This is a genomic window from Staphylococcus sp. AtDRG32 (assembly GCF_004365845.1).
Lineage (GTDB): Bacteria > Bacillota > Bacilli > Staphylococcales > Staphylococcaceae > Staphylococcus > Staphylococcus hominis.
The window spans coordinates 35,181-53,798 of record NZ_SODE01000004.1 but is presented as its reverse complement, the minus strand read 5'-3'; the positions used below and the strand labels follow the sequence as shown (position 1 = coordinate 53,798).

The 18,618-nt window shown below is 32.7% G+C and carries 30 protein-coding genes; all 30 read left to right on the top strand.

All coding sequences use genetic code 11. From position 1 onward, the window contains the following. Nucleotides 1–12 precede the first annotated feature (12 nt). Entirely contained in the window at nt 13–666 is a 654-nt protein-coding gene (gene rpsC, locus BDW25_RS07285) for a 30S ribosomal protein S3 (protein ID WP_002448525.1), read from the top strand. Nucleotides 667–668: 2 nt separating this feature from the next. Next, on the top strand, nt 669–1,103 hold the full coding sequence (gene rplP / locus BDW25_RS07280) for a 50S ribosomal protein L16 (protein WP_002448374.1): 435 nt from the start codon (nt 669–671) through the stop codon (nt 1,101–1,103). Then, complete coding sequence (gene rpmC / locus BDW25_RS07275; protein ID WP_000644737.1) at nt 1,093–1,302, top strand: 50S ribosomal protein L29; 210 nt, start codon at nt 1,093–1,095, stop codon at nt 1,300–1,302. Before rplP ends, rpmC begins: the two co-directional genes overlap by 11 nt. A gap of 26 nt (nt 1,303–1,328) precedes the next feature. Beyond that, a complete protein-coding gene (gene rpsQ, locus BDW25_RS07270) occupies nt 1,329–1,592 on the top strand; it encodes a 30S ribosomal protein S17 (RefSeq protein WP_002448443.1) in 264 nt (87 codons plus the stop codon). A gap of 31 nt (nt 1,593–1,623) precedes the next feature. Beyond that, nucleotides 1,624–1,992, top strand: a complete 369-nt coding sequence (gene rplN, locus BDW25_RS07265) for a 50S ribosomal protein L14 (protein WP_002432661.1) — start codon at nt 1,624–1,626, stop codon at nt 1,990–1,992. 35 nt (nt 1,993–2,027) lie between these two features. Continuing rightward, nucleotides 2,028–2,345, top strand: a complete 318-nt coding sequence (gene rplX / locus BDW25_RS07260) for a 50S ribosomal protein L24 (protein WP_002448459.1) — start codon at nt 2,028–2,030, stop codon at nt 2,343–2,345. A gap of 25 nt (nt 2,346–2,370) precedes the next feature. Further along, the gene (gene rplE / locus BDW25_RS07255) at nt 2,371–2,910 is read left to right on the top strand and encodes a 50S ribosomal protein L5 (protein ID WP_002448593.1); all 540 of its coding nucleotides are present in this window, start codon (nt 2,371–2,373) and stop codon (nt 2,908–2,910) included. Nucleotides 2,911–2,932: 22 nt separating this feature from the next. Next, nucleotides 2,933–3,118 (top strand): type Z 30S ribosomal protein S14, encoded by a 186-nt coding sequence (locus tag BDW25_RS07250; RefSeq protein ID WP_001140799.1) that lies wholly within the window; start codon nt 2,933–2,935, stop codon nt 3,116–3,118. A 31-nt stretch (nt 3,119–3,149) separates the two neighbouring features. Further along, on the top strand, nt 3,150–3,548 hold the full coding sequence (gene rpsH / locus BDW25_RS07245; RefSeq protein WP_002448514.1) for a 30S ribosomal protein S8: 399 nt from the start codon (nt 3,150–3,152) through the stop codon (nt 3,546–3,548). 24 nt (nt 3,549–3,572) lie between these two features. Continuing rightward, entirely contained in the window at nt 3,573–4,109 is a 537-nt protein-coding gene (gene rplF, locus BDW25_RS07240; RefSeq protein WP_002448579.1) for a 50S ribosomal protein L6, read from the top strand. A 31-nt stretch (nt 4,110–4,140) separates the two neighbouring features. Further along, nucleotides 4,141–4,503, top strand: coding sequence for a 50S ribosomal protein L18 (gene rplR / locus BDW25_RS07235; RefSeq protein ID WP_002448369.1), 363 nt, complete (start codon nt 4,141–4,143; stop codon nt 4,501–4,503). Nucleotides 4,504–4,523: 20 nt separating this feature from the next. Then, the gene (rpsE, locus tag BDW25_RS07230) at nt 4,524–5,024 is read left to right on the top strand and encodes a 30S ribosomal protein S5 (RefSeq protein WP_002448405.1); all 501 of its coding nucleotides are present in this window, start codon (nt 4,524–4,526) and stop codon (nt 5,022–5,024) included. A gap of 16 nt (nt 5,025–5,040) precedes the next feature. Continuing rightward, nucleotides 5,041–5,220 carry a 50S ribosomal protein L30 gene (rpmD, locus tag BDW25_RS07225; RefSeq protein WP_001096576.1) on the top strand — a complete coding sequence of 60 codons (180 nt, stop codon included), beginning with the start codon at nt 5,041–5,043 and terminating at the stop codon, nt 5,218–5,220. A gap of 19 nt (nt 5,221–5,239) precedes the next feature. After that, the gene (gene rplO, locus BDW25_RS07220; RefSeq protein WP_002448533.1) at nt 5,240–5,680 is read left to right on the top strand and encodes a 50S ribosomal protein L15; all 441 of its coding nucleotides are present in this window, start codon (nt 5,240–5,242) and stop codon (nt 5,678–5,680) included. Then, nucleotides 5,680–6,972, top strand: a complete 1,293-nt coding sequence (secY, locus tag BDW25_RS07215; protein ID WP_002448596.1) for a preprotein translocase subunit SecY — start codon at nt 5,680–5,682, stop codon at nt 6,970–6,972. The genes rplO and secY overlap by 1 nt, the downstream gene beginning before the upstream one ends. An 18-nt stretch (nt 6,973–6,990) precedes the next feature. After that, complete coding sequence (locus tag BDW25_RS07210; RefSeq protein WP_002448556.1) at nt 6,991–7,641, top strand: adenylate kinase; 651 nt, start codon at nt 6,991–6,993, stop codon at nt 7,639–7,641. A gap of 199 nt (nt 7,642–7,840) precedes the next feature. Further along, nucleotides 7,841–8,059, top strand: a complete 219-nt coding sequence (gene infA / locus BDW25_RS07205) for a translation initiation factor IF-1 (protein ID WP_001829792.1) — start codon at nt 7,841–7,843, stop codon at nt 8,057–8,059. Nucleotides 8,060–8,090: 31 nt separating this feature from the next. Beyond that, nucleotides 8,091–8,204 carry a 50S ribosomal protein L36 gene (rpmJ, locus tag BDW25_RS07200; RefSeq protein WP_001829709.1) on the top strand — a complete coding sequence of 38 codons (114 nt, stop codon included), beginning with the start codon at nt 8,091–8,093 and terminating at the stop codon, nt 8,202–8,204. Between the two features lie 22 nt (nt 8,205–8,226). Continuing rightward, on the top strand, nt 8,227–8,592 hold the full coding sequence (gene rpsM, locus BDW25_RS07195; protein ID WP_002448629.1) for a 30S ribosomal protein S13: 366 nt from the start codon (nt 8,227–8,229) through the stop codon (nt 8,590–8,592). Nucleotides 8,593–8,615: 23 nt separating this feature from the next. After that, nucleotides 8,616–9,005 (top strand): 30S ribosomal protein S11, encoded by a 390-nt coding sequence (gene rpsK / locus BDW25_RS07190; RefSeq protein ID WP_000101625.1) that lies wholly within the window; start codon nt 8,616–8,618, stop codon nt 9,003–9,005. An 82-nt stretch (nt 9,006–9,087) separates the two neighbouring features. Continuing rightward, nucleotides 9,088–10,032: a DNA-directed RNA polymerase subunit alpha gene (locus BDW25_RS07185; protein WP_002448356.1), complete on the top strand. Its 945-nt coding sequence runs from the start codon at nt 9,088–9,090 to the stop codon at nt 10,030–10,032. A gap of 21 nt (nt 10,033–10,053) precedes the next feature. Further along, nucleotides 10,054–10,425: a 50S ribosomal protein L17 gene (gene rplQ, locus BDW25_RS07180; protein WP_002448491.1), complete on the top strand. Its 372-nt coding sequence runs from the start codon at nt 10,054–10,056 to the stop codon at nt 10,423–10,425. A gap of 301 nt (nt 10,426–10,726) precedes the next feature. Beyond that, nucleotides 10,727–11,539 carry an energy-coupling factor transporter ATPase gene (locus tag BDW25_RS07175; RefSeq protein WP_002448370.1) on the top strand — a complete coding sequence of 271 codons (813 nt, stop codon included), beginning with the start codon at nt 10,727–10,729 and terminating at the stop codon, nt 11,537–11,539. Further along, nucleotides 11,536–12,399 carry an energy-coupling factor transporter ATPase gene (locus BDW25_RS07170; RefSeq protein ID WP_019835776.1) on the top strand — a complete coding sequence of 288 codons (864 nt, stop codon included), beginning with the start codon at nt 11,536–11,538 and terminating at the stop codon, nt 12,397–12,399. The genes BDW25_RS07175 and BDW25_RS07170 overlap by 4 nt, the downstream gene beginning before the upstream one ends. Further along, nucleotides 12,389–13,195, top strand: coding sequence for an energy-coupling factor transporter transmembrane component T family protein (locus BDW25_RS07165; RefSeq protein WP_070436460.1), 807 nt, complete (start codon nt 12,389–12,391; stop codon nt 13,193–13,195). Before BDW25_RS07170 ends, BDW25_RS07165 begins: the two co-directional genes overlap by 11 nt. A gap of 4 nt (nt 13,196–13,199) precedes the next feature. Continuing rightward, nucleotides 13,200–14,003, top strand: coding sequence for a tRNA pseudouridine(38-40) synthase TruA (gene truA, locus BDW25_RS07160; RefSeq protein ID WP_070508210.1), 804 nt, complete (start codon nt 13,200–13,202; stop codon nt 14,001–14,003). Nucleotides 14,004–14,253: 250 nt separating this feature from the next. Then, a complete protein-coding gene (gene rplM / locus BDW25_RS07155) occupies nt 14,254–14,691 on the top strand; it encodes a 50S ribosomal protein L13 (protein WP_002448612.1) in 438 nt (145 codons plus the stop codon). Nucleotides 14,692–14,710: 19 nt separating this feature from the next. Then, on the top strand, nt 14,711–15,103 hold the full coding sequence (gene rpsI / locus BDW25_RS07150) for a 30S ribosomal protein S9 (RefSeq protein WP_002448344.1): 393 nt from the start codon (nt 14,711–14,713) through the stop codon (nt 15,101–15,103). A gap of 711 nt (nt 15,104–15,814) precedes the next feature. Next, complete coding sequence (locus tag BDW25_RS07145) at nt 15,815–17,260, top strand: nucleotidyltransferase family protein (protein WP_133945274.1); 1,446 nt, start codon at nt 15,815–15,817, stop codon at nt 17,258–17,260. Further along, nucleotides 17,244–18,452: a DNA sulfur modification protein DndB gene (locus tag BDW25_RS07140; RefSeq protein ID WP_166667420.1), complete on the top strand. Its 1,209-nt coding sequence runs from the start codon at nt 17,244–17,246 to the stop codon at nt 18,450–18,452. The genes BDW25_RS07145 and BDW25_RS07140 overlap by 17 nt, the downstream gene beginning before the upstream one ends. The last annotated feature ends 166 nt before the right edge of the window (nt 18,453–18,618 follow it).

Sequence of the window (18,618 nt, the reverse complement as noted above, 5' to 3'; positions counted from 1 at the left end):
GGAGGGAATACTGTGGGTCAAAAAATTAATCCTATCGGACTTCGTGTTGGAGTTATCCGTGATTGGGAAGCTAAATGGTACGCTGAAAAAGATTTCGCTTCTTTATTACACGAAGATTTAAGAATCCGTAAATTCATTGATAACGAATTAAAAGAAGCGTCAGTTTCTCACGTTGACATTGAACGTGCTGCTAACCGTATTAACATCGCAATCCACACTGGTAAACCTGGTATGGTAATTGGTAAAGGCGGTTCAGAAATTGAAAAACTTCGTAATAAATTAAATAACTTAACTGATAAAAAAGTACACATCAACGTTGTGGAAATTAAAAAAGTTGATATAGATGCTCGTTTAGTAGCAGAAAATATCGCACGTCAATTAGAAAATCGTGCTTCATTCCGTCGTGTACAAAAACAAGCTATAACTAGAGCTATGAAACTTGGTGCAAAAGGTATCAAAACTCAAGTATCAGGTCGTTTAGGCGGAGCTGACATCGCTCGTGCTGAACAATATTCAGAAGGAACTGTTCCACTTCATACTTTACGTGCTGACATTGATTATGCACATGCTGAAGCAGACACTACTTATGGTAAATTAGGTGTTAAAGTATGGATTTATCGTGGTGAAGTTCTTCCTACTAAGAATACTAGTGAAGGAGGAAAATAATAATGTTACTACCAAAACGTGTTAAATATCGTCGTCAACATCGTCCAAAAACAACTGGTCGTTCTAAAGGCGGTAACTTTGTAACATTTGGTGAGTATGGTTTACAAGCTACAACAACTTCTTGGATCACATCTCGTCAAATCGAATCTGCTCGTATCGCTATGACACGTTACATGAAACGTGGCGGGAAAGTTTGGATTAAAATCTTCCCACATACGCCTTACACTAAAAAACCTTTAGAAGTACGTATGGGTGCTGGTAAAGGTGCTGTTGAAGGCTGGATCGCAGTTGTAAAACCAGGTCGTATTTTATTCGAAATCGCTGGTGTATCTGAAGATGTAGCTCGTGAAGCATTACGTTTAGCAAGTCACAAACTTCCAGTGAAAACTAAGTTTGTAAAACGTGAAGAATTGGGTGGTGAAACAAATGAAAGCTAAGGAAATTAGAGACTTAACCACTTCAGAAATCGAAGAACAAATCAAATCTTCAAAAGAAGAGCTTTTTAACCTACGCTTTCAGTTAGCTACAGGTCAATTAGAAGAAACTGCACGTATTCGTACAGTTAGAAAAACAATTGCACGTCTAAAAACTGTTGCTCGTGAAAGAGAAATTGAACAAAGTAAAGCTAATCAATAAAGTATAAGAAAGAGGAGGTTACAAAAGTGAGTGAAAGAAACGATCGTAAAGTTTATGTAGGTAAAGTTGTTTCTGATAAAATGGACAAAACAATTACTGTACTTGTTGAAACTTACAAAACACACAAATTATACGGTAAACGAGTAAAATACTCTAAAAAATATAAAACTCATGATGAAAACAATTCAGCTAAATTAGGAGATATTGTTAGAATTCAAGAAACTCGTCCTTTATCAGCATCGAAACGTTTCCGTTTAGTAGAAATTGTTGAAGAATCAGTAATTATTTAATACAAGATTAGAGATAAGGGAGGTTTAACTAATGATCCAACAAGAAACGCGTTTAAAAGTAGCAGACAACTCTGGTGCTCGTGAAGTACTTACAATCAAAGTATTAGGTGGATCTGGTCGCAAAACAGCGAACATTGGCGATATCATCGTATGTACTGTTAAAAATGCAACACCAGGTGGCGTTGTTAAAAAAGGCGACGTTGTGAAAGCTGTTGTTGTTAGAACTAAATCAGGCGTACGTCGTAACGATGGTTCTTATATCAAATTTGATGAAAATGCATGTGTCATTATTCGTGATGACAAAGGCCCACGTGGTACTCGTATCTTTGGTCCTGTTGCTCGTGAATTACGTGAAGGTAACTTCATGAAAATCGTATCATTAGCACCAGAAGTACTATAATTTATTAAAACCATAATATTTAAGGAGGTGCCCACATGCATATCAAAAAAGGTGACAACGTTAAAGTTATCGCAGGTAAAGATAAAGGTAAAGAAGGTAAAGTAATCGCTACTGAACCTAAAAAAGACCGCGTCGTTGTGGAAGGTGTTAACGTTATTAAAAAACACCAAAAACCAACTCAATTAAATCCTGAAGGTGGAATCTTAGAAACAGAGGCAGCAATCCATGTTTCTAACGTACAATTATTAGATCCTAAAACAAATGAACCTACTCGTGTTGGTTACAAATTTGTAGATGGTAAAAAAGTTCGTATCGCTAAAAAATCTGGCGAAGAAATCAAATCTAATAATTAATAACTAGTTGAAAGGAGGATCCACTTTGAACCGTTTAAAAGAAAGATACAATACTGAAGTTACTCAAAACTTAGTTAAAAAATTCAACTATAGTTCAGTAATGGAAGTACCAAAAATCGAAAAAATCGTTGTAAATATGGGTGTTGGTGATGCAGTTCAAAACTCTAAAGTGTTAGATAATGCTGTTGAAGAGTTAGAATTAATCACTGGACAAAAACCATTAATCACTAAAGCTAAAAAATCAGTTGCAACATTCCGTTTACGTGAAGGTATGCCAATCGGTGCAAAAGTAACACTTCGCGGAGAAAGAATGTATGAATTCTTAGATAAATTAATCGCAGTTTCATTACCTCGTGTACGTGACTTCCAAGGTGTTTCTAAAACAGCTTTCGATGGTCGTGGTAACTACACTTTAGGAATTAAAGAACAATTAATTTTCCCAGAAATCGATTATGATAAAGTAAGTAAAGTAAGAGGAATGGATATTGTTATCGTAACAACTGCTAACACTGACGAGGAAGCTCGTGAATTGTTAACAAACTTCGGTATGCCATTTCGTAAATAATCTCTAAAAGGAGGCTAATTAAGTGGCTAAAACTTCTATGGTTGCTAAGCAACAGAAAAAACAAAAATATGCAGTACGTGAATATACTCGTTGTGAACGCTGTGGTCGTCCACATTCTGTATATCGTAAATTTAAATTATGCCGTATTTGTTTCCGTGAATTAGCTTATAAAGGCCAAATTCCTGGCGTACGTAAAGCTAGCTGGTAAGATCAAAGAGTTTGAAAGGAGGCAACAATAAATGACTATGACAGATCCAATCGCAGATATGCTTACTCGTGTAAGAAACGCAAACATGGTGCGTCACGAGAAATTAGAATTACCTGCATCAAATATTAAAAAACAAATTGCTGAAATCTTAAAAAATGAAGGTTTCATTAAAAACGTAGAATACGTTGAAGATGATAAACAAGGTGTTATTCGTTTATTCTTAAAATATGGTCAAAACAATGAACGTGTTATCACAGGATTAAAACGTATCTCAAAACCAGGTTTACGTGTATATGCTAAAGCGAACGAAGTGCCTAAAGTATTAAATGGTTTAGGTATCGCATTAGTTTCAACTTCTGAAGGTGTCATCACTGATAAAGAAGCTAGAAAACGTAACGTTGGTGGAGAAATCATCGCATACGTTTGGTAATAATAAATAAGGAGGTGCCATAACATGAGTCGTGTTGGTAAGAAAATTATTGACATCCCTAGTGACGTTACAGTAACTTTTGACGGACAAACTGCTACTGTAAAAGGTCCTAAAGGTGAATTAACTAGAACTTTTGATGAAAGAATGACTTTTAAACAAGATGAAAACACTCTAGAAGTTGTAAGACCTACTGATTCTAAAGAAGATAGAACAGTTCACGGTACAACTCGTGCGTTATTAAATAATATGGTACAAGGTGTTTCTCAAGGTTTTGTAAAAACTCTTGAACTTGTTGGTGTAGGTTACCGTGCTCAAATGCAAGGTAATGACTTAGTATTAAACGTTGGTTACTCTCATCCTGTTGAAATTAAAGCTGAAGATGGCATTACTTTCGCAGTAGAGAAAAATACAACTGTTACAGTATCTGGTGTATCTAAAGAACAAGTTGGAGCTATCGCTTCTAATATTCGTTCAGTAAGACCTCCAGAACCTTATAAAGGAAAAGGTATTCGTTACCAAGGTGAATATGTTCGCCGTAAAGAAGGTAAAACTGGTAAATAATAGATAACTCTCTAAAGAAAGGAGTAATACAATGATCAGTAAAATTGATAAAAACAAAGTGCGTTTGAAAAGACATGCTCGTGTGCGTACTAAATTATCAGGTACAGCTGAAAAACCACGTTTAAATGTATATCGTTCAAACAAACACATTTACGCACAAATTATTGATGATGCTAAAGGTGAAACTTTAGTACAAGCTTCATCTCAAGATAAAGATATCGCTAGTGATTCTACTTCTAAAGTTGATTTATCAACTAAAGTTGGTGAAGTAATCGCTAAAAAAGCTTCAGATAAAGGTATCAAAGAAATCGTATTTGATCGTGGCGGTTATTTATATCATGGTCGCGTTAAAGCGTTAGCTGAAGCTGCGAGAGAAAACGGATTAGAATTTTAATTTAAAGGAGGGACAAATACATGGCTCGTAGAGAAGAAGAAACGAAAGAATTTGAAGAACGCGTTGTTACAATTAATCGTGTTGCTAAAGTTGTTAAAGGTGGACGTCGTTTCCGTTTCACTGCATTAGTAGTAGTAGGAGATAAAAATGGTCGTGTAGGTTTCGGTACTGGTAAAGCTCAAGAGGTACCAGAAGCTATTAAAAAAGCTGTAGAAGCAGCTAAAAAAGATTTAGTAGTAGTTCCACGTGTAGAAGGAACAACTCCTCACACTATCACTGGCCGTTATGGTTCTGGTAGCGTATTTATGAAACCAGCTGCACCTGGTACAGGAGTTATCGCTGGTGGTCCAGTACGTGCCGTATTAGAATTAGCAGGTATCACTGATATCTTAAGTAAATCATTAGGTTCAAATACACCTATCAACATGGTACGTGCGACATTAAATGGTTTACAAAACCTTAAAAACGCTGAAGATGTTGCGAAATTACGTGGCAAATCAGTAGAAGAATTATATAATTAAGGAGGGAAAATAAATAATGGCTAAATTACAAATTACCCTCACTCGTAGTGTTATTGGTCGTCCTGAAACACAACGTAAAACTGTTGAAGCGTTAGGTCTTAAAAAGACTAATAGTTCAGTAGTTGTTGAAGATAACCCTGCAATTCGTGGGCAAATCAACAAAGTTAAACACTTATTAACAGTTGAAGAAAAATAATTAAGGAGGTGCCTAAATAATGAAATTACATGAGTTAAAATCAGCTGAAGGTTCACGTCGTGTACGTAACCGTGTAGGTCGTGGTGCTGGTTCAGGTAATGGTAAAACTAGTGCTCGCGGTCAAAAAGGTCAAAAAGCACGTTCAGGTGGTAGCGTAAGACCAGGATTTGAAGGTGGACAATTACCTTTATTCCGTCGTTTACCAAAACGAGGTTTCACTAACATTAATCGTAAAGAATATGCTATTGTTAATTTAGACCAACTTAATCAATTTGAAGATGGTACTGAAGTAACTCCAGCTTTATTAGTTGAAACTGGTGTGGTTAAGAATGAAAAATCTGGTATTAAAGTACTAGGCAACGGTTCACTTGATAAAAAATTGACAGTGAAAGCTCACAAATTCTCAGCTTCAGCGGTTGAAGCTATCGATGCTAAAGGTGGAGCACACGAGGTGATCTAATGTTTCAAACGTTTATGAGCTTCTTTAAAACTAAAGAAGTTCGAAACAAGATTTTCTTCACATTAGCAATGTTAGTAATATTCAAAATAGGAACTTATATTCCGGCTCCTGGAGTTAATCCTGAGCCTTTTGAACAGCAAGGTTCTGATCAAGGTGTCGCTGCTCTTCTTAATACGTTTGGTGGCGGAGCCTTAAAGAACTTTTCTATCTTTGCTATGGGTATAATGCCGTACATCACTGCTTCTATCGTAATGCAATTATTACAAATGGACATTGTCCCTAAATTTACTGAATGGGCTAAACAAGGTGAAGTAGGTAAAAGAAAACTTAGCAATGTAACACGTTATTTCGCTATTATATTGGCATTTATACAATCAATTGGTATGGCATTTCAATTTAATAACTATTTAGGCGGTAAATTGATTATTCATCAATCTGTCATGAGTTATTTATTGATTGCTGTAGTTTTAACAACTGGAACTGCATTTTTAATTTGGCTTGGTGATCAAATTACACAATTTGGTGTAGGTAATGGTATTTCAATCATTATCTTTGCAGGTATTTTATCGACGTTGCCATCATCAATTATCCAATTTGTGCAACAAGCATTTGTTGGTAATGACGATACAACGTTAGCATGGTTAAAAGTTATTGGTTTAATTGTTGGATTAATTTTATTAACAATTGGAGCGATTTATGTATTGGAAGCGAAACGTAAAATTCCAATTCAATATGCTAAAAAACAATCTGCACAACGTTTAGGATCACAAGCAACATATCTACCTTTAAAAGTAAACTCTGCAGGGGTTATTCCAGTCATCTTTGCGATGGCATTCTTCTTATTGCCAAGAACATTAACATTGTTCTTCCCTAAAGCTGATTGGGCGCAAAATATTGCAGAATATGCTAACCCTTCAAACACTTATGGTATGATTGTTTATGTCATATTAATTATTGCATTTGCATATTTTTATGCTTTTGTTCAAGTTAATCCTGAAAAAATGGCTGATAACTTGAAAAAACAAGGTAGTTATGTACCAGGAATTAGACCTGGAGAACAAACAAAAAAATATATTACTAAAGTACTTTATCGCTTAACTTTTGTAGGCTCTATTTTCTTAGCAGTTATTGCTATTCTTCCAATTATAGCGACAAAATTTATGAATTTACCTCAATCAATTCAAATTGGTGGTACAAGTTTATTAATCGTTATTGGTGTAGCAATTGAAACTATGAAATCACTTGAAGCACAAGTGAGTCAAAAAGAATATAAAGGCTTTGGTGGTAGATAATTTGTAGGAGGGCAATTTATGAATATCATTTTAATGGGTTTACCTGGAGCTGGTAAAGGTACTCAAGCGAGTGAAATTGTTAAGAAATTCCCAATACCACATATATCTACTGGTGACATGTTCAGAAAAGCGATTAAAGATGAAACTGATTTAGGTAAAGAAGCTAAATCATACATGGATCGTGGAGAATTAGTCCCTGATGAAGTTACTGTAGGTATCGTTAAAGAAAGAATTTCTGAAGACGATGCAAAAAAAGGTTTCTTATTAGATGGATTCCCTAGAACGATTGAGCAAGCTGAAGCATTAAACAACATTATGTCTGAGCTTGACAGAAATATTGATGCTGTTATCAATATTGAAGTTCCTGAGGAAGAGCTAATGAATCGTCTTACAGGTCGTCGTATCTGTGAGAAATGTGGTACAACTTATCATCTTGTATTTAATCCTCCAAAGGTTGATGGTGTTTGTGATATCGATGGTGGAAAACTTTATCAACGTAAAGATGATAATCCAGAAACAGTATCTAATCGTTTAAGCGTTAATGTTAAACAATCTAAGCCAATTTTAGAGTATTACGATGAAAAAGGCGTATTGAAAAACATTGATGGTGCGAAAGATATTGACGAAGTAACCAAAGATGTCATTGATATCTTAGATCAATTAAAATAGATCAACTAATGTGCGATCTAGATTTATGTGAACTTTGATTAGGTTTCTCTGGCAAGAATTTATTTTTTGAGTGTCGTATGACGATCATAATTCCCGCATTTTGTTAAACTTATAATAACTATTCACTATATTAGATTCGTATCGTTGAAGTTGTCTATTGACGATTACCTTACTATTGTAAAAAGGGGGAAGTTAATCAATGGCGAAACAAGATGTAATAGAATTAGAAGGTACAGTACTTGATACTTTACCAAATGCTATGTTTAAAGTAGAATTAGAAAATGGTCATGAAATTTTAGCACATGTAAGTGGTAAAATTAGAATGAATTATATTCGTATTCTACCTGGCGACAAAGTAACAGTAGAAATGTCTCCGTATGATTTATCACGCGGCAGAATTACGTATCGTTATAAATAATCGTCACTCCATAATATAGGGAGGTATAAAAATGAAAGTAAGACCATCAGTAAAACCTATTTGCGAAAAATGTAAAGTCATTAAACGTAAAGGTAAAGTTATGGTAATTTGTGACAATCCTAAGCACAAACAAAGACAAGGTTAATAAAAGAGAGGTGTAAAAATATATGGCACGTATTGCAGGAGTAGATATTCCACGTGAAAAACGCGTAGTTATTTCATTAACTTACGTATATGGTATCGGTACTTCAACAGCTAAAAAAATTGTTGAAGAAGCTAACGTATCAGCTGATACACGTGTAAAAGATTTAACAGATGACGAATTAGGTCGTATCCGTGAAGTAGTTGACGGTTATAAAGTAGAAGGTGACTTACGCCGTGAACAAAACTTAAACATTAAACGTTTAATGGAAATTTCATCATACCGTGGTATTCGCCACCGTCGTGGTTTACCAGTTCGTGGTCAAAAAACTAAAAACAATGCTCGTACTCGTAAAGGCCCAGTTAAAACTGTAGCTAATAAGAAAAAATAATAGGTAAAGGAGGCAAAATATAAATGGCACGTAAACAAGTATCTCGTAAACGTAGAGTTAAAAAGAATATTGAAAATGGTGTAGCACACATCCGTTCAACATTCAACAATACAATCGTAACTATCACTGATGAATTTGGTAATGCTTTATCTTGGTCATCAGCTGGTGCATTAGGTTTCAAAGGATCAAAAAAATCAACACCATTCGCTGCTCAAATGGCATCTGAAACTGCTTCAAAATCAGCAATGGAACATGGTTTGAAAACTGTTGAAGTAACAGTAAAAGGACCTGGACCAGGTCGTGAATCAGCTATTCGTGCATTACAATCAGCTGGTTTAGAAGTAACAGCAATCAGAGACGTTACTCCAGTACCTCACAACGGTTGTCGTCCACCAAAACGTCGTCGCGTATAATTTTTATTGATTGTTATTGTTACAAATCACTGAGCGAAACAATTTTAAAATTAATTCGACGTTATTAAGGAGGATTTTGTAAATGATAGAAATTGAAAAACCTAGAATTGAGACAATTGAAATTAGTGAAGATGCTAAATTCGGTAAGTTCGTTGTTGAACCACTTGAACGTGGCTACGGTACTACACTAGGAAACTCCTTACGTCGTATCCTACTATCTTCATTACCAGGTGCAGCCGTTAAGTACATCGAAATTGAAGGTGTTTTACACGAATTTTCAGCTATAGACAATGTTGTTGAAGATGTTTCTACAATTATTATGAACATCAAAAAATTAGCATTAAAAATCTATTCTGAAGAAGATAAAACATTAGAAATTGATGTGAGAGATGAAGGCGAAGTAACAGCAAGTGATATTACTCACGATAGTGATGTTGAAGTTCTAAACCCAGAACTTAAAATTGCAACAGTGTCTAAAGGTGGACATTTAAAAATTCGTCTTGTTGCTAATAAGGGTAGAGGTTACGCATTAGCAGAACAAAATAATACTAGTGATTTACCAATTGGTGTAATTCCTGTAGATTCACTATATTCACCTGTTGAACGTGTAAACTATACAGTTGAAAATACACGTGTAGGTCAAAGTAGTGATTTTGATAAATTAACTTTAGATGTTTGGACTAATGGTTCAATTACTCCACAAGAGTCTGTTTCATTAGCTGCTAAAATTATGACTGAACATTTAAATATTTTCGTTGGTCTTACAGATGAAGCGCAAAATGCTGAAATCATGATTGAAAAAGAAGAAGATCAAAAAGAAAAAGTACTTGAAATGTCTATCGAAGAATTAGACTTATCAGTACGTTCATACAACTGTTTAAAACGTGCAGGCATCAATTCTGTTCAAGAATTAGCTGACAAATCTGAAGCTGATATGATGAAAGTGCGTAATTTAGGTCGTAAATCTCTTGAAGAAGTTAAATATAAATTAGAAGATTTAGGATTAGGTTTAAGAAAAGAAGATTAATAAGTTAAAGGAGGTTAACTCATGGGTTACAGAAAATTAGGTCGTACTTCTGATCAACGTAAAGCTATGTTACGTGACTTAGCTACATCACTTATCGTAAGTGAGCGTATTGAAACTACAGAAGCTCGTGCAAAAGAAGTTCGTAGTGTTGTTGAGAAATTAATCACTTTAGGTAAAAAAGGTGACTTAGCATCTCGTCGTAATGCTGCTAAAACATTACGTAATGTTGAAATCTTAAATGAAGATGAAACTACACAAACTGCACTTCAAAAATTATTTGGTGAAATTGCTGAACGTTATGCAGAACGTCAAGGTGGATACACTCGTATTCTTAAAGTAGGTCCTCGTCGTGGTGACGGTGCTGAATCAGTTATCATCGAATTAGTAGATTAATTTTATATATAAATACACTAACTGCTTGTATTTAAAGCAAATGAGTGCAACGATAATGTTTGCCACATACAAATATTGTCTAGCTCAGAGTACCCCATCAACTAAATACTAATATAAAGCGTGAACTCAACTAAAATGTGATGGGGTGCGCGCTTTTTTAATTTTAATGAATCTATACTGATTAAAAAGAGTCGTGCTTTTGAGGCATGACTCTTTTTATATATGAAAGACGTTTACTCATGTACATCTAGTTTTTATTCATGTAAACTAATGTAGTAACTATTAATAAAGGAGGAAGGCTGTGAAAACTGATAATAACAATATCATCGAACTTAAACATGTACATTTTCAATATCAAAACGATGCGGCCTTCACTTTAGAAGATGTGTCATTTAATATACCAAAACATCAATGGACATCCATTGTAGGACATAATGGTTCGGGGAAATCTACAATTGCAAAACTTATAGTTGGAATAGAACAAGCAACTGAAGGAGAAATTTTTTATAACAATCATTTAGTTACGCCTGATTATTTAAGAGAGGTTAGACGCCATATTGGTATTGTCTTTCAAAATCCAGAAAATCAATTTGTAGGTTCAATTGTGGAATATGATGTAGCTTTTGGACTCGAGAATCACGCAGTATCTCATGACAAAATGAAAGCAATCGTCATTCAATCTTTAGATAATGTAGATATGAAAGAATATATGGAATATGAACCACATTCTTTATCGGGAGGCCAAAAGCAACGCGTGGCTATTGCAGGAGTCTTAGCACTAAGTCCAGATGTCATCATTCTTGATGAAGCAACCTCTATGTTAGATCCCCAAGGTAAACAGTCTTTACTTTCATTAATTAAACAAGTTAAACAAGAGAAAAATTTAACGATTATTTCTATTACTCATGATTTAAGTGAAGCGTTAGAAAGCGATCATGTCGTCATTATGAATAAAGGCAAAGTTTACAAAGAAGGTAAGCCAAACTTTATTTTTTTAAATACACAGTATTTAGTAGAGATTGGCTTAGATTTACCATTTGCAATGAAAATGAATCAAAAGCTAGGCTTTAAAGATGAATTCACTACATATGAAGGGCTGGTTGATAAATTATGACCATTCAATTTAATCATGTTTCATATATTTATCAAAAAGGCACTCCTTATGAATATCAAGCCTTAAATGATATCAATCTCAAAATTGAGCAAGGTAAATACTATGCGATTGTTGGTCAAACAGGAAGTGGTAAATCCACACTCATCCAACATTTTAATGGGCTATTAAAACCAACAAAAGGTAGTATTACGTTTGATAATAAGGAGATTACTCATAAAACAAAAGACAAGCATCTACGAGAATTAAGACAACAAGTAGGTTTGGTTTTTCAATTTCCTGAATCACAATTGTTTGAAGATAGTGTGGAAAGAGAAGTAGCATTTGGTCCTAAAAATTTTAAGATGAATGTGGAACAAGTTAAGTCTTATGCGTATCAGTTACTCTTAGATTTAGGTTTTGATCATCATATTATGGAACAATCGCCATTTGAAATGTCAGGTGGTCAGATGCGTAAAATTGCATTAGTTTCTATCCTTGCAATGAAACCGAATATAATTATTCTTGATGAGCCTACTGCTGGACTTGACCCAAAAAGTCGTCAGCAAGTGATGGAATTAATAAAATCAATTCAAGTCAATCATCATAAAACAGTCATATTAGTGTCACACGATATGAATGATGTGGCGCGATATGCAGAAGAAATCATTGTAATGAGACAAGGGAAAGTAATAGAACAGTGCTCTCCTAAATCATTATTCAGACAACACGAAAAACTGAAAGATTGGCATATTGCATTGCCTGATGTAGTACAACTGCAATATGATGTTGAAGATAAATATCAAACCATGTTTAATGATATTGCCTTAAATGAAGATGAGTTTGTAACATTGTATCAGGAGTGGCAAGAACATGAAAAATAAACTTATTATAGGACGTTATTTACCTAATAACTCTGTGATACATCGTCTTGATCCTAGAGCAAAGTTGATTTTTGTATTTGTATTTATTATTTTTATCTTTTTTGCTCATTCTTTTGCTACATTCGCTTGGGTAATATTATTAATTCTATGTTTTATGAAAATGGCTAAAATTCAATTTTGGTTTTTAATTAAAGGATTAACACCGATATTTTTCTTCTTAATCTTTACGTTTTTAATGCACATTTTCTTTACTCACGGCGGGACTACGCTATTAGAAATAGGTTTTATTAAAATTGATAGTACAGGGGTATTAGAAGGTATTTTTATTTCTTTAAGATTAATAACGATTGTTATGGTTGCAACAATTATGACATTATCAACAAGTCCAATTGACTTGACTGATGCTTTTGAAAAGTTAATGGCCCCATTGAAACTATTTAAAATTCCTGTGCATCAATTAAGTATGATTATGTCAATTGCTTTAAGGTTTATTCCAACATTGATGGATGAATTAGATAAAATTATTCTTGCTCAAAAATCAAGAGGTTCTGAAATCAGTTCGGGGAGTTTAATGACAAGAATTAAAGCTTTCATCCCATTAATGATACCGCTATTTATTTCTGCCTTTCAAAGAGCTGATGAATTAGCCATTGCAATGGAAGTTAGAGGATATGATGCTAATGTACAACGTACAAGTTATCGTAAGTTGTCATGGCATAAGAGAGATACTTTGAGTCTATTCAGTCTGATACCTATTGGAATGATATTATTTATATTAAAATATATGGGAGTGTAAGACATTGCGCATACTAGTAAATATTGCGTATCAAGGACATGGATTTCTTGGTTTTCAAATTCAACAACAAGGTAGAACTGTTCAACAACAATTTGAAAAAATTTTAAAACGTATGCATCGCCGACATGTGCGTATACATCCATCAAGTCGCACAGATCGTGGTGTGCATGCTTATGAACAGTATTTTCATTTTGACACAGAATTGAATATTGAGCCTAAACAATGGAAATATGCGATGAATAGTGCGTTACCTGAGGATATTTACGTGAATAGTGTAAAACAAGTAGATGACACGTTTCATTGTCGTTATGATTGTGTAGGTAAGAGATATCGCTATAAAGTGTATCAAGCGGAACATCGCAATCCATTTGAAAGTGGTCTTAAGACATTTATAAAAGATGACTTAGATTTAGATAAGATGAATGAAGCGGCTAAACACTTTATTGGAACTCATGATTTTACTGGATTTTGTTCACAAAAGACTGAAGTTGAAAGTAAAGAACGTACACTATACCAAAGTGAAGTTGTCAAAACGGACGAAGGTTTTGACTATATCGTCACAGGTTCTGGTTTCTTATATAATATGGTGCGCGTACTTGTAGCTTTTTTAATAGAAGTAGGTAAAGGGAAGCGACAACCTAACGAAGTTCCTGAACTGCTTAAAGCTAAAAATAGAGATAATGTCCCTTTTACAGCACCCGCTGAAGGATTATATCTTGAAAAGATATATTTAGATCCAGAAGCACTTAAAAATGACTTTGGTGAGGATGTAAAAATACATTACAAAAAATCATTACAAAATGACTAATATGCATTGACAAATGGGCTTATAAAATATAAGATAGTTAACGGTATTGTTTTATATCATCCCACGATAAGCCCCGGAAACTTATTGTGTTACAAGATATATAAGCAGATTAGACAGGAATAAAATAAATGAACATTACGCTTTGAAATCGTAACAGAATGACCTAGATTGCAGGCCTCGTTCGTAGGTTCGACTGCGATGAGTACCTGTAATCTAAGACGAAGCATTTATTTTTAGGAGGATAATTATTATGCGTCAAACATTTATGGCAAATGAATCAAACATTGAGCGCAAATGGTATGTTATCGATGCTGAAGGCCAAACATTAGGTCGTTTATCATCAGAAGTAGCATCTATCTTACGCGGTAAAAATAAAGTAACTTATACACCACACGTTGATACTGGTGACTATGTAATCATCATCAACGCTGAAAAAATCGAATTAACTGGTAAAAAAGAACAAGATAAAGTTTACTACCGTCACTCAAATCACCCAGGTGGTATTAAATCAGTGACTGCTGGTGAATTAAAACGTAACAACCCTGCTCGTTTACTTGAAACTTCTATCAAAGGAATGTTACCAAGTTCACGTTTAGGTGAAAAACAAGGTAAAAAATTATTTGTATACAGTGGCGCTGAACACCCACACGCTGCACAACAACCAGAAAACTACGAATTACGTGGTTAATTAGAAGGAGGAAATTACATTGGCACAAGTTGAATATAGAGGCACAGGCCGTCGTAAAAACTCAGTAGCACGTGTACGTTTAGTACCAGGTGAAGGTAATATCACTGTTAACGATCGTGACGTACGCGAATACTTACCATTCGAATCATTAATCTTAGACTTAAACCAACCATTCGATGTTACAGAAACTAAAGGTAACTATGATGTATTAGTTAACGTATACGGTGGTGGTTTCACTGGACAAGCTCAAGCTATCCGTCATGGTATCGCTCGTGCATTATTAGAAGCTGATCCAGAATACAGAGGTTCTTTAAAACGCGCAGGTTTATTAACTCGTGACCCACGTATGAAAGAACGTAAAAAACCAGGTCTTAAAAAAGCACGTCGTTCTCCACAATTCTCAAAACGTTAATATCATTTCAAATATATCATAGTTTTGGGCGATTATATGGTGGAAATTGGTGTAATAATCAATTAATCATCTATATATTAAGAAAAGCATCAGCATATTTGCTGGTGCTTTTTTTGAGCATTAATTGAAGAGTATATTTTTGAGTGGGCTGAATATTTACAATAGTAATTTGAAACATCTAACTCGTGTAACTAAATAGATAAAAGTTCAGCTTGGTTAAAGATATCTGTATTTAAAATATCGCATTTTGAAATATTTGGTTTTAAAGAGATTTCTTTCAAAGTAAGGTTAATTTATTATTTTACTTTAATGCCATATTTACACAAACTTTTAGTAATTAAAGCTAATAGTTCTAAACGATTCATTCATGTTTTTAAGTTTAATAATGTTAATATATTAAATTTTCCATCATGATTTTTAATTAGATATTTAAATAAATTTTTAGAAGTCAGTAATAGATAAAACAATATTTTGTTATTAACATCAATACATTTGTTTCCCTCATATAGCTTTTATTGGTTGTGTATATCCGTTAAAATAAAAGTTAGTACTTTTAATTAAGAGATTGAGACATAGTCAGGATAATTTTTGGGCATAGAAGTTATTAATTTCAGTTTGAAATATAAATAGTATTCATCTAGAAAGTAAATATATGGATATTTTTTGATTATATCAGTTTACTGTATAAATTTGTAGAAAAGTGCACATCCAATGATTTGGTTGATAGTAATAAAATACTTAAAAAGAAAGAAAGGTAGGTTAGTTACTTTGAATGATATTATAGTAAAGGCAAATCAAATTGCTAATATATATGAAAGACTCATTTTGGAGAAATTAAAAAGTCAGTCAGAGGAAATTTATAAAGTAATACAGATGAATTTAGAGAATTTATGTATAGAAAATAATATAACAACCTCTAATTCTGTATATAAAGAAATATTTCCCTTTTCTATAATTTATAGAGTAAAAAGAGGAGAGTCGCTAAAAGAAAAGGTCATTAGAAAATCATTGTTTGAAGATATATATAGTGAAAACGAAGATGAAATAAAAAATAATATCTATTATAATATTGATGATCTTATAGGCTTTACAATATTAGTGGATACAAGTAAAAAATTAGATAATTTCTTAAATTTTATTGAAAAAAAAATTGATGAAATAGAATGTCTAGATACCAAGGTTTCGAAATTAGGAGAGTTGTCTTACTATAATATAAAAGCGAGATATCAAACTGAATTATATGCTCAAGAAATTCTTATTCCTATTGAAATACAAATAAAAAGTACAATCACATCAGCTTTTACTAATATACAACACAAATTGATTTATAAAAATCAAGATGTATCCATATTGAAGAACAATAATGATTTAATGTTGAAATCAGTAACTTCATCGGTCATTGCTATTGAGAAAGTAATAGATTCAGTGGAAGAATCTTTCGTTAAATCTGATTCTGAAGTTGAAATATATCATAGGCAAAAAAAGGTACAAAATTTAATTCATGAGAGGTCTAATAATGAACAAATATTTGATGTGTTTATATCTGATGTAGATAATATTGTAAAGAGAGCATTAGAAGGGGAAATTTTATTAAGTAATTATAGTTCTAATATTGAAAAAATTACAGATGAATTTTGGGAAGCATTTTCTGAAAAAAACCGAAAAGATACTATTGAAATAAGTACGAAAAACTTTGTATTGAAAATATTAAATTCTATAACAACAATAAATCAAGAATTAGTAAAAAAAATTGTTTGCTATGACTATTATTTAAAAATGAAGGAAATGAAGATAAATATAAAATATGAAGAAGACGGAGAAAATATTAAAACAATTGAGAAGATTATGCATTATTTAGAAAAACTACATACTAATGATATAGATATATATGAACAAATACTGTTAGATACTAAATTTAGTATTATAGATTTTATTTTAGTCGTTTTATCAACTACTTCTGATTTTCTAGAAGAAGAAATATATTTTACTGAAGATGATAAGAATGAAATAACAGAACAAGCTGTTCTATTTTCTTTTGGAATTAAAGAAGCACTTAATACACAACTAGCAGATTCTTTAATTCAAGAAAAGCATTCTTTAATAGATAGGCTAGAAAAAAATGAAAAAGAGGTGTTTTCTGATGAAAAGAATAGTTAATGAATATTATCAATATAATCAGAGATTTCTAACTACTATTCTTAATTATGAGACTTTGATTGAAAAAAGTGAAGTTTTACATTATGGTAAGAATAAATATGGGTACCAGAGAGAAGTTAATAATTTACACCTAAATAGAATGGTAAATACTTTGAAAAATACAGATGAAATTCTATCTCCAACTTCCATAATATTAGGAGTGAATTCTAGTGAAATTGAGAAATGTTTAGAAGAAGTCTCTATCTGTCAAAAAATAGATTTTTACGATAAAAGAGAAAAACTTTGGATTTTAGATATAAATAAGATGAAAAATCTTAGATTTAGAATAATTGATGGTCAACACAGGATTTCAGCATTTGAAAAATATTTATCTGATGTCTCAAATGAAGGTGAGAAAGCAGATCATTTAAAAAAAACATATTTGTTTAATGTAGTTATAGTTGTTTTAGATGATGCTGATAGAATTAAGGAGGTTGAGCTGTTTAGAACAATAAATTCTAAAGCTAAACCTTTGAAAACAGATTTAGCTATGTTAGCCAAATATAATTATGAAATCTTATTTGAAAGAACTAAGGAAATAGATTTTTTAGAACATATAAAAGCAAGAATAATTTTTATGTTAAATGAAAATTATTCTCATACAAAAGATCCATATTGGACTAATGGAATTAAAGTAGATGTAAATAATAGTCAGGCTTTGGGATCTATAGGATTCAAAGCATTTTCAGAATCTATTCATGGAATTGTAAGGAAATATGTAGATAGTAAACATGAGTTCTTTGAGGAATTATTGAAGAAAGAATTCCCTGAAGTTAATTCGACTTTAGACAAATCTGCAAAAGAAATAGTTGAAGGTGTATTGCTGCCAGTTTGGAGAATAGTATTTAAAAAATGGTATAAAACAATTTTAGAGAAAAAAAATATAAAGAATGAGGAAATTGAAGTAACATATTACGATAAAAATTATTATATACAACAGACTATGGGGGTGAAGTCCCTACATGGATTATTAAATGAGTTGTTCGAAAGTTATGAAGAAATGATAGAAGATATTCATAAGTTTGAATCGATCATAGAGAATTCTTCTTTAAAGTCAGAAGATTGGAAGAAGAATGGAAAAATGAGAGGACTTAGTTCAGAGGCTGGTTTTAAGATTATTAGAGAAATAATTAAAAATCAAGAATTTAACTAACATTTATGGTTCAAGTTGGTTTAAGTTCTATCAATGAATCATCTATAAATAAAAAGGATCTATAATAAATTGGACTGATGATTTTTAGTCATCAGTCCAATTTATTATAGAGCCAATATGAGAACAAGTGGTTTATCCAATAAATTCTGTTATAATTAGGTTATTA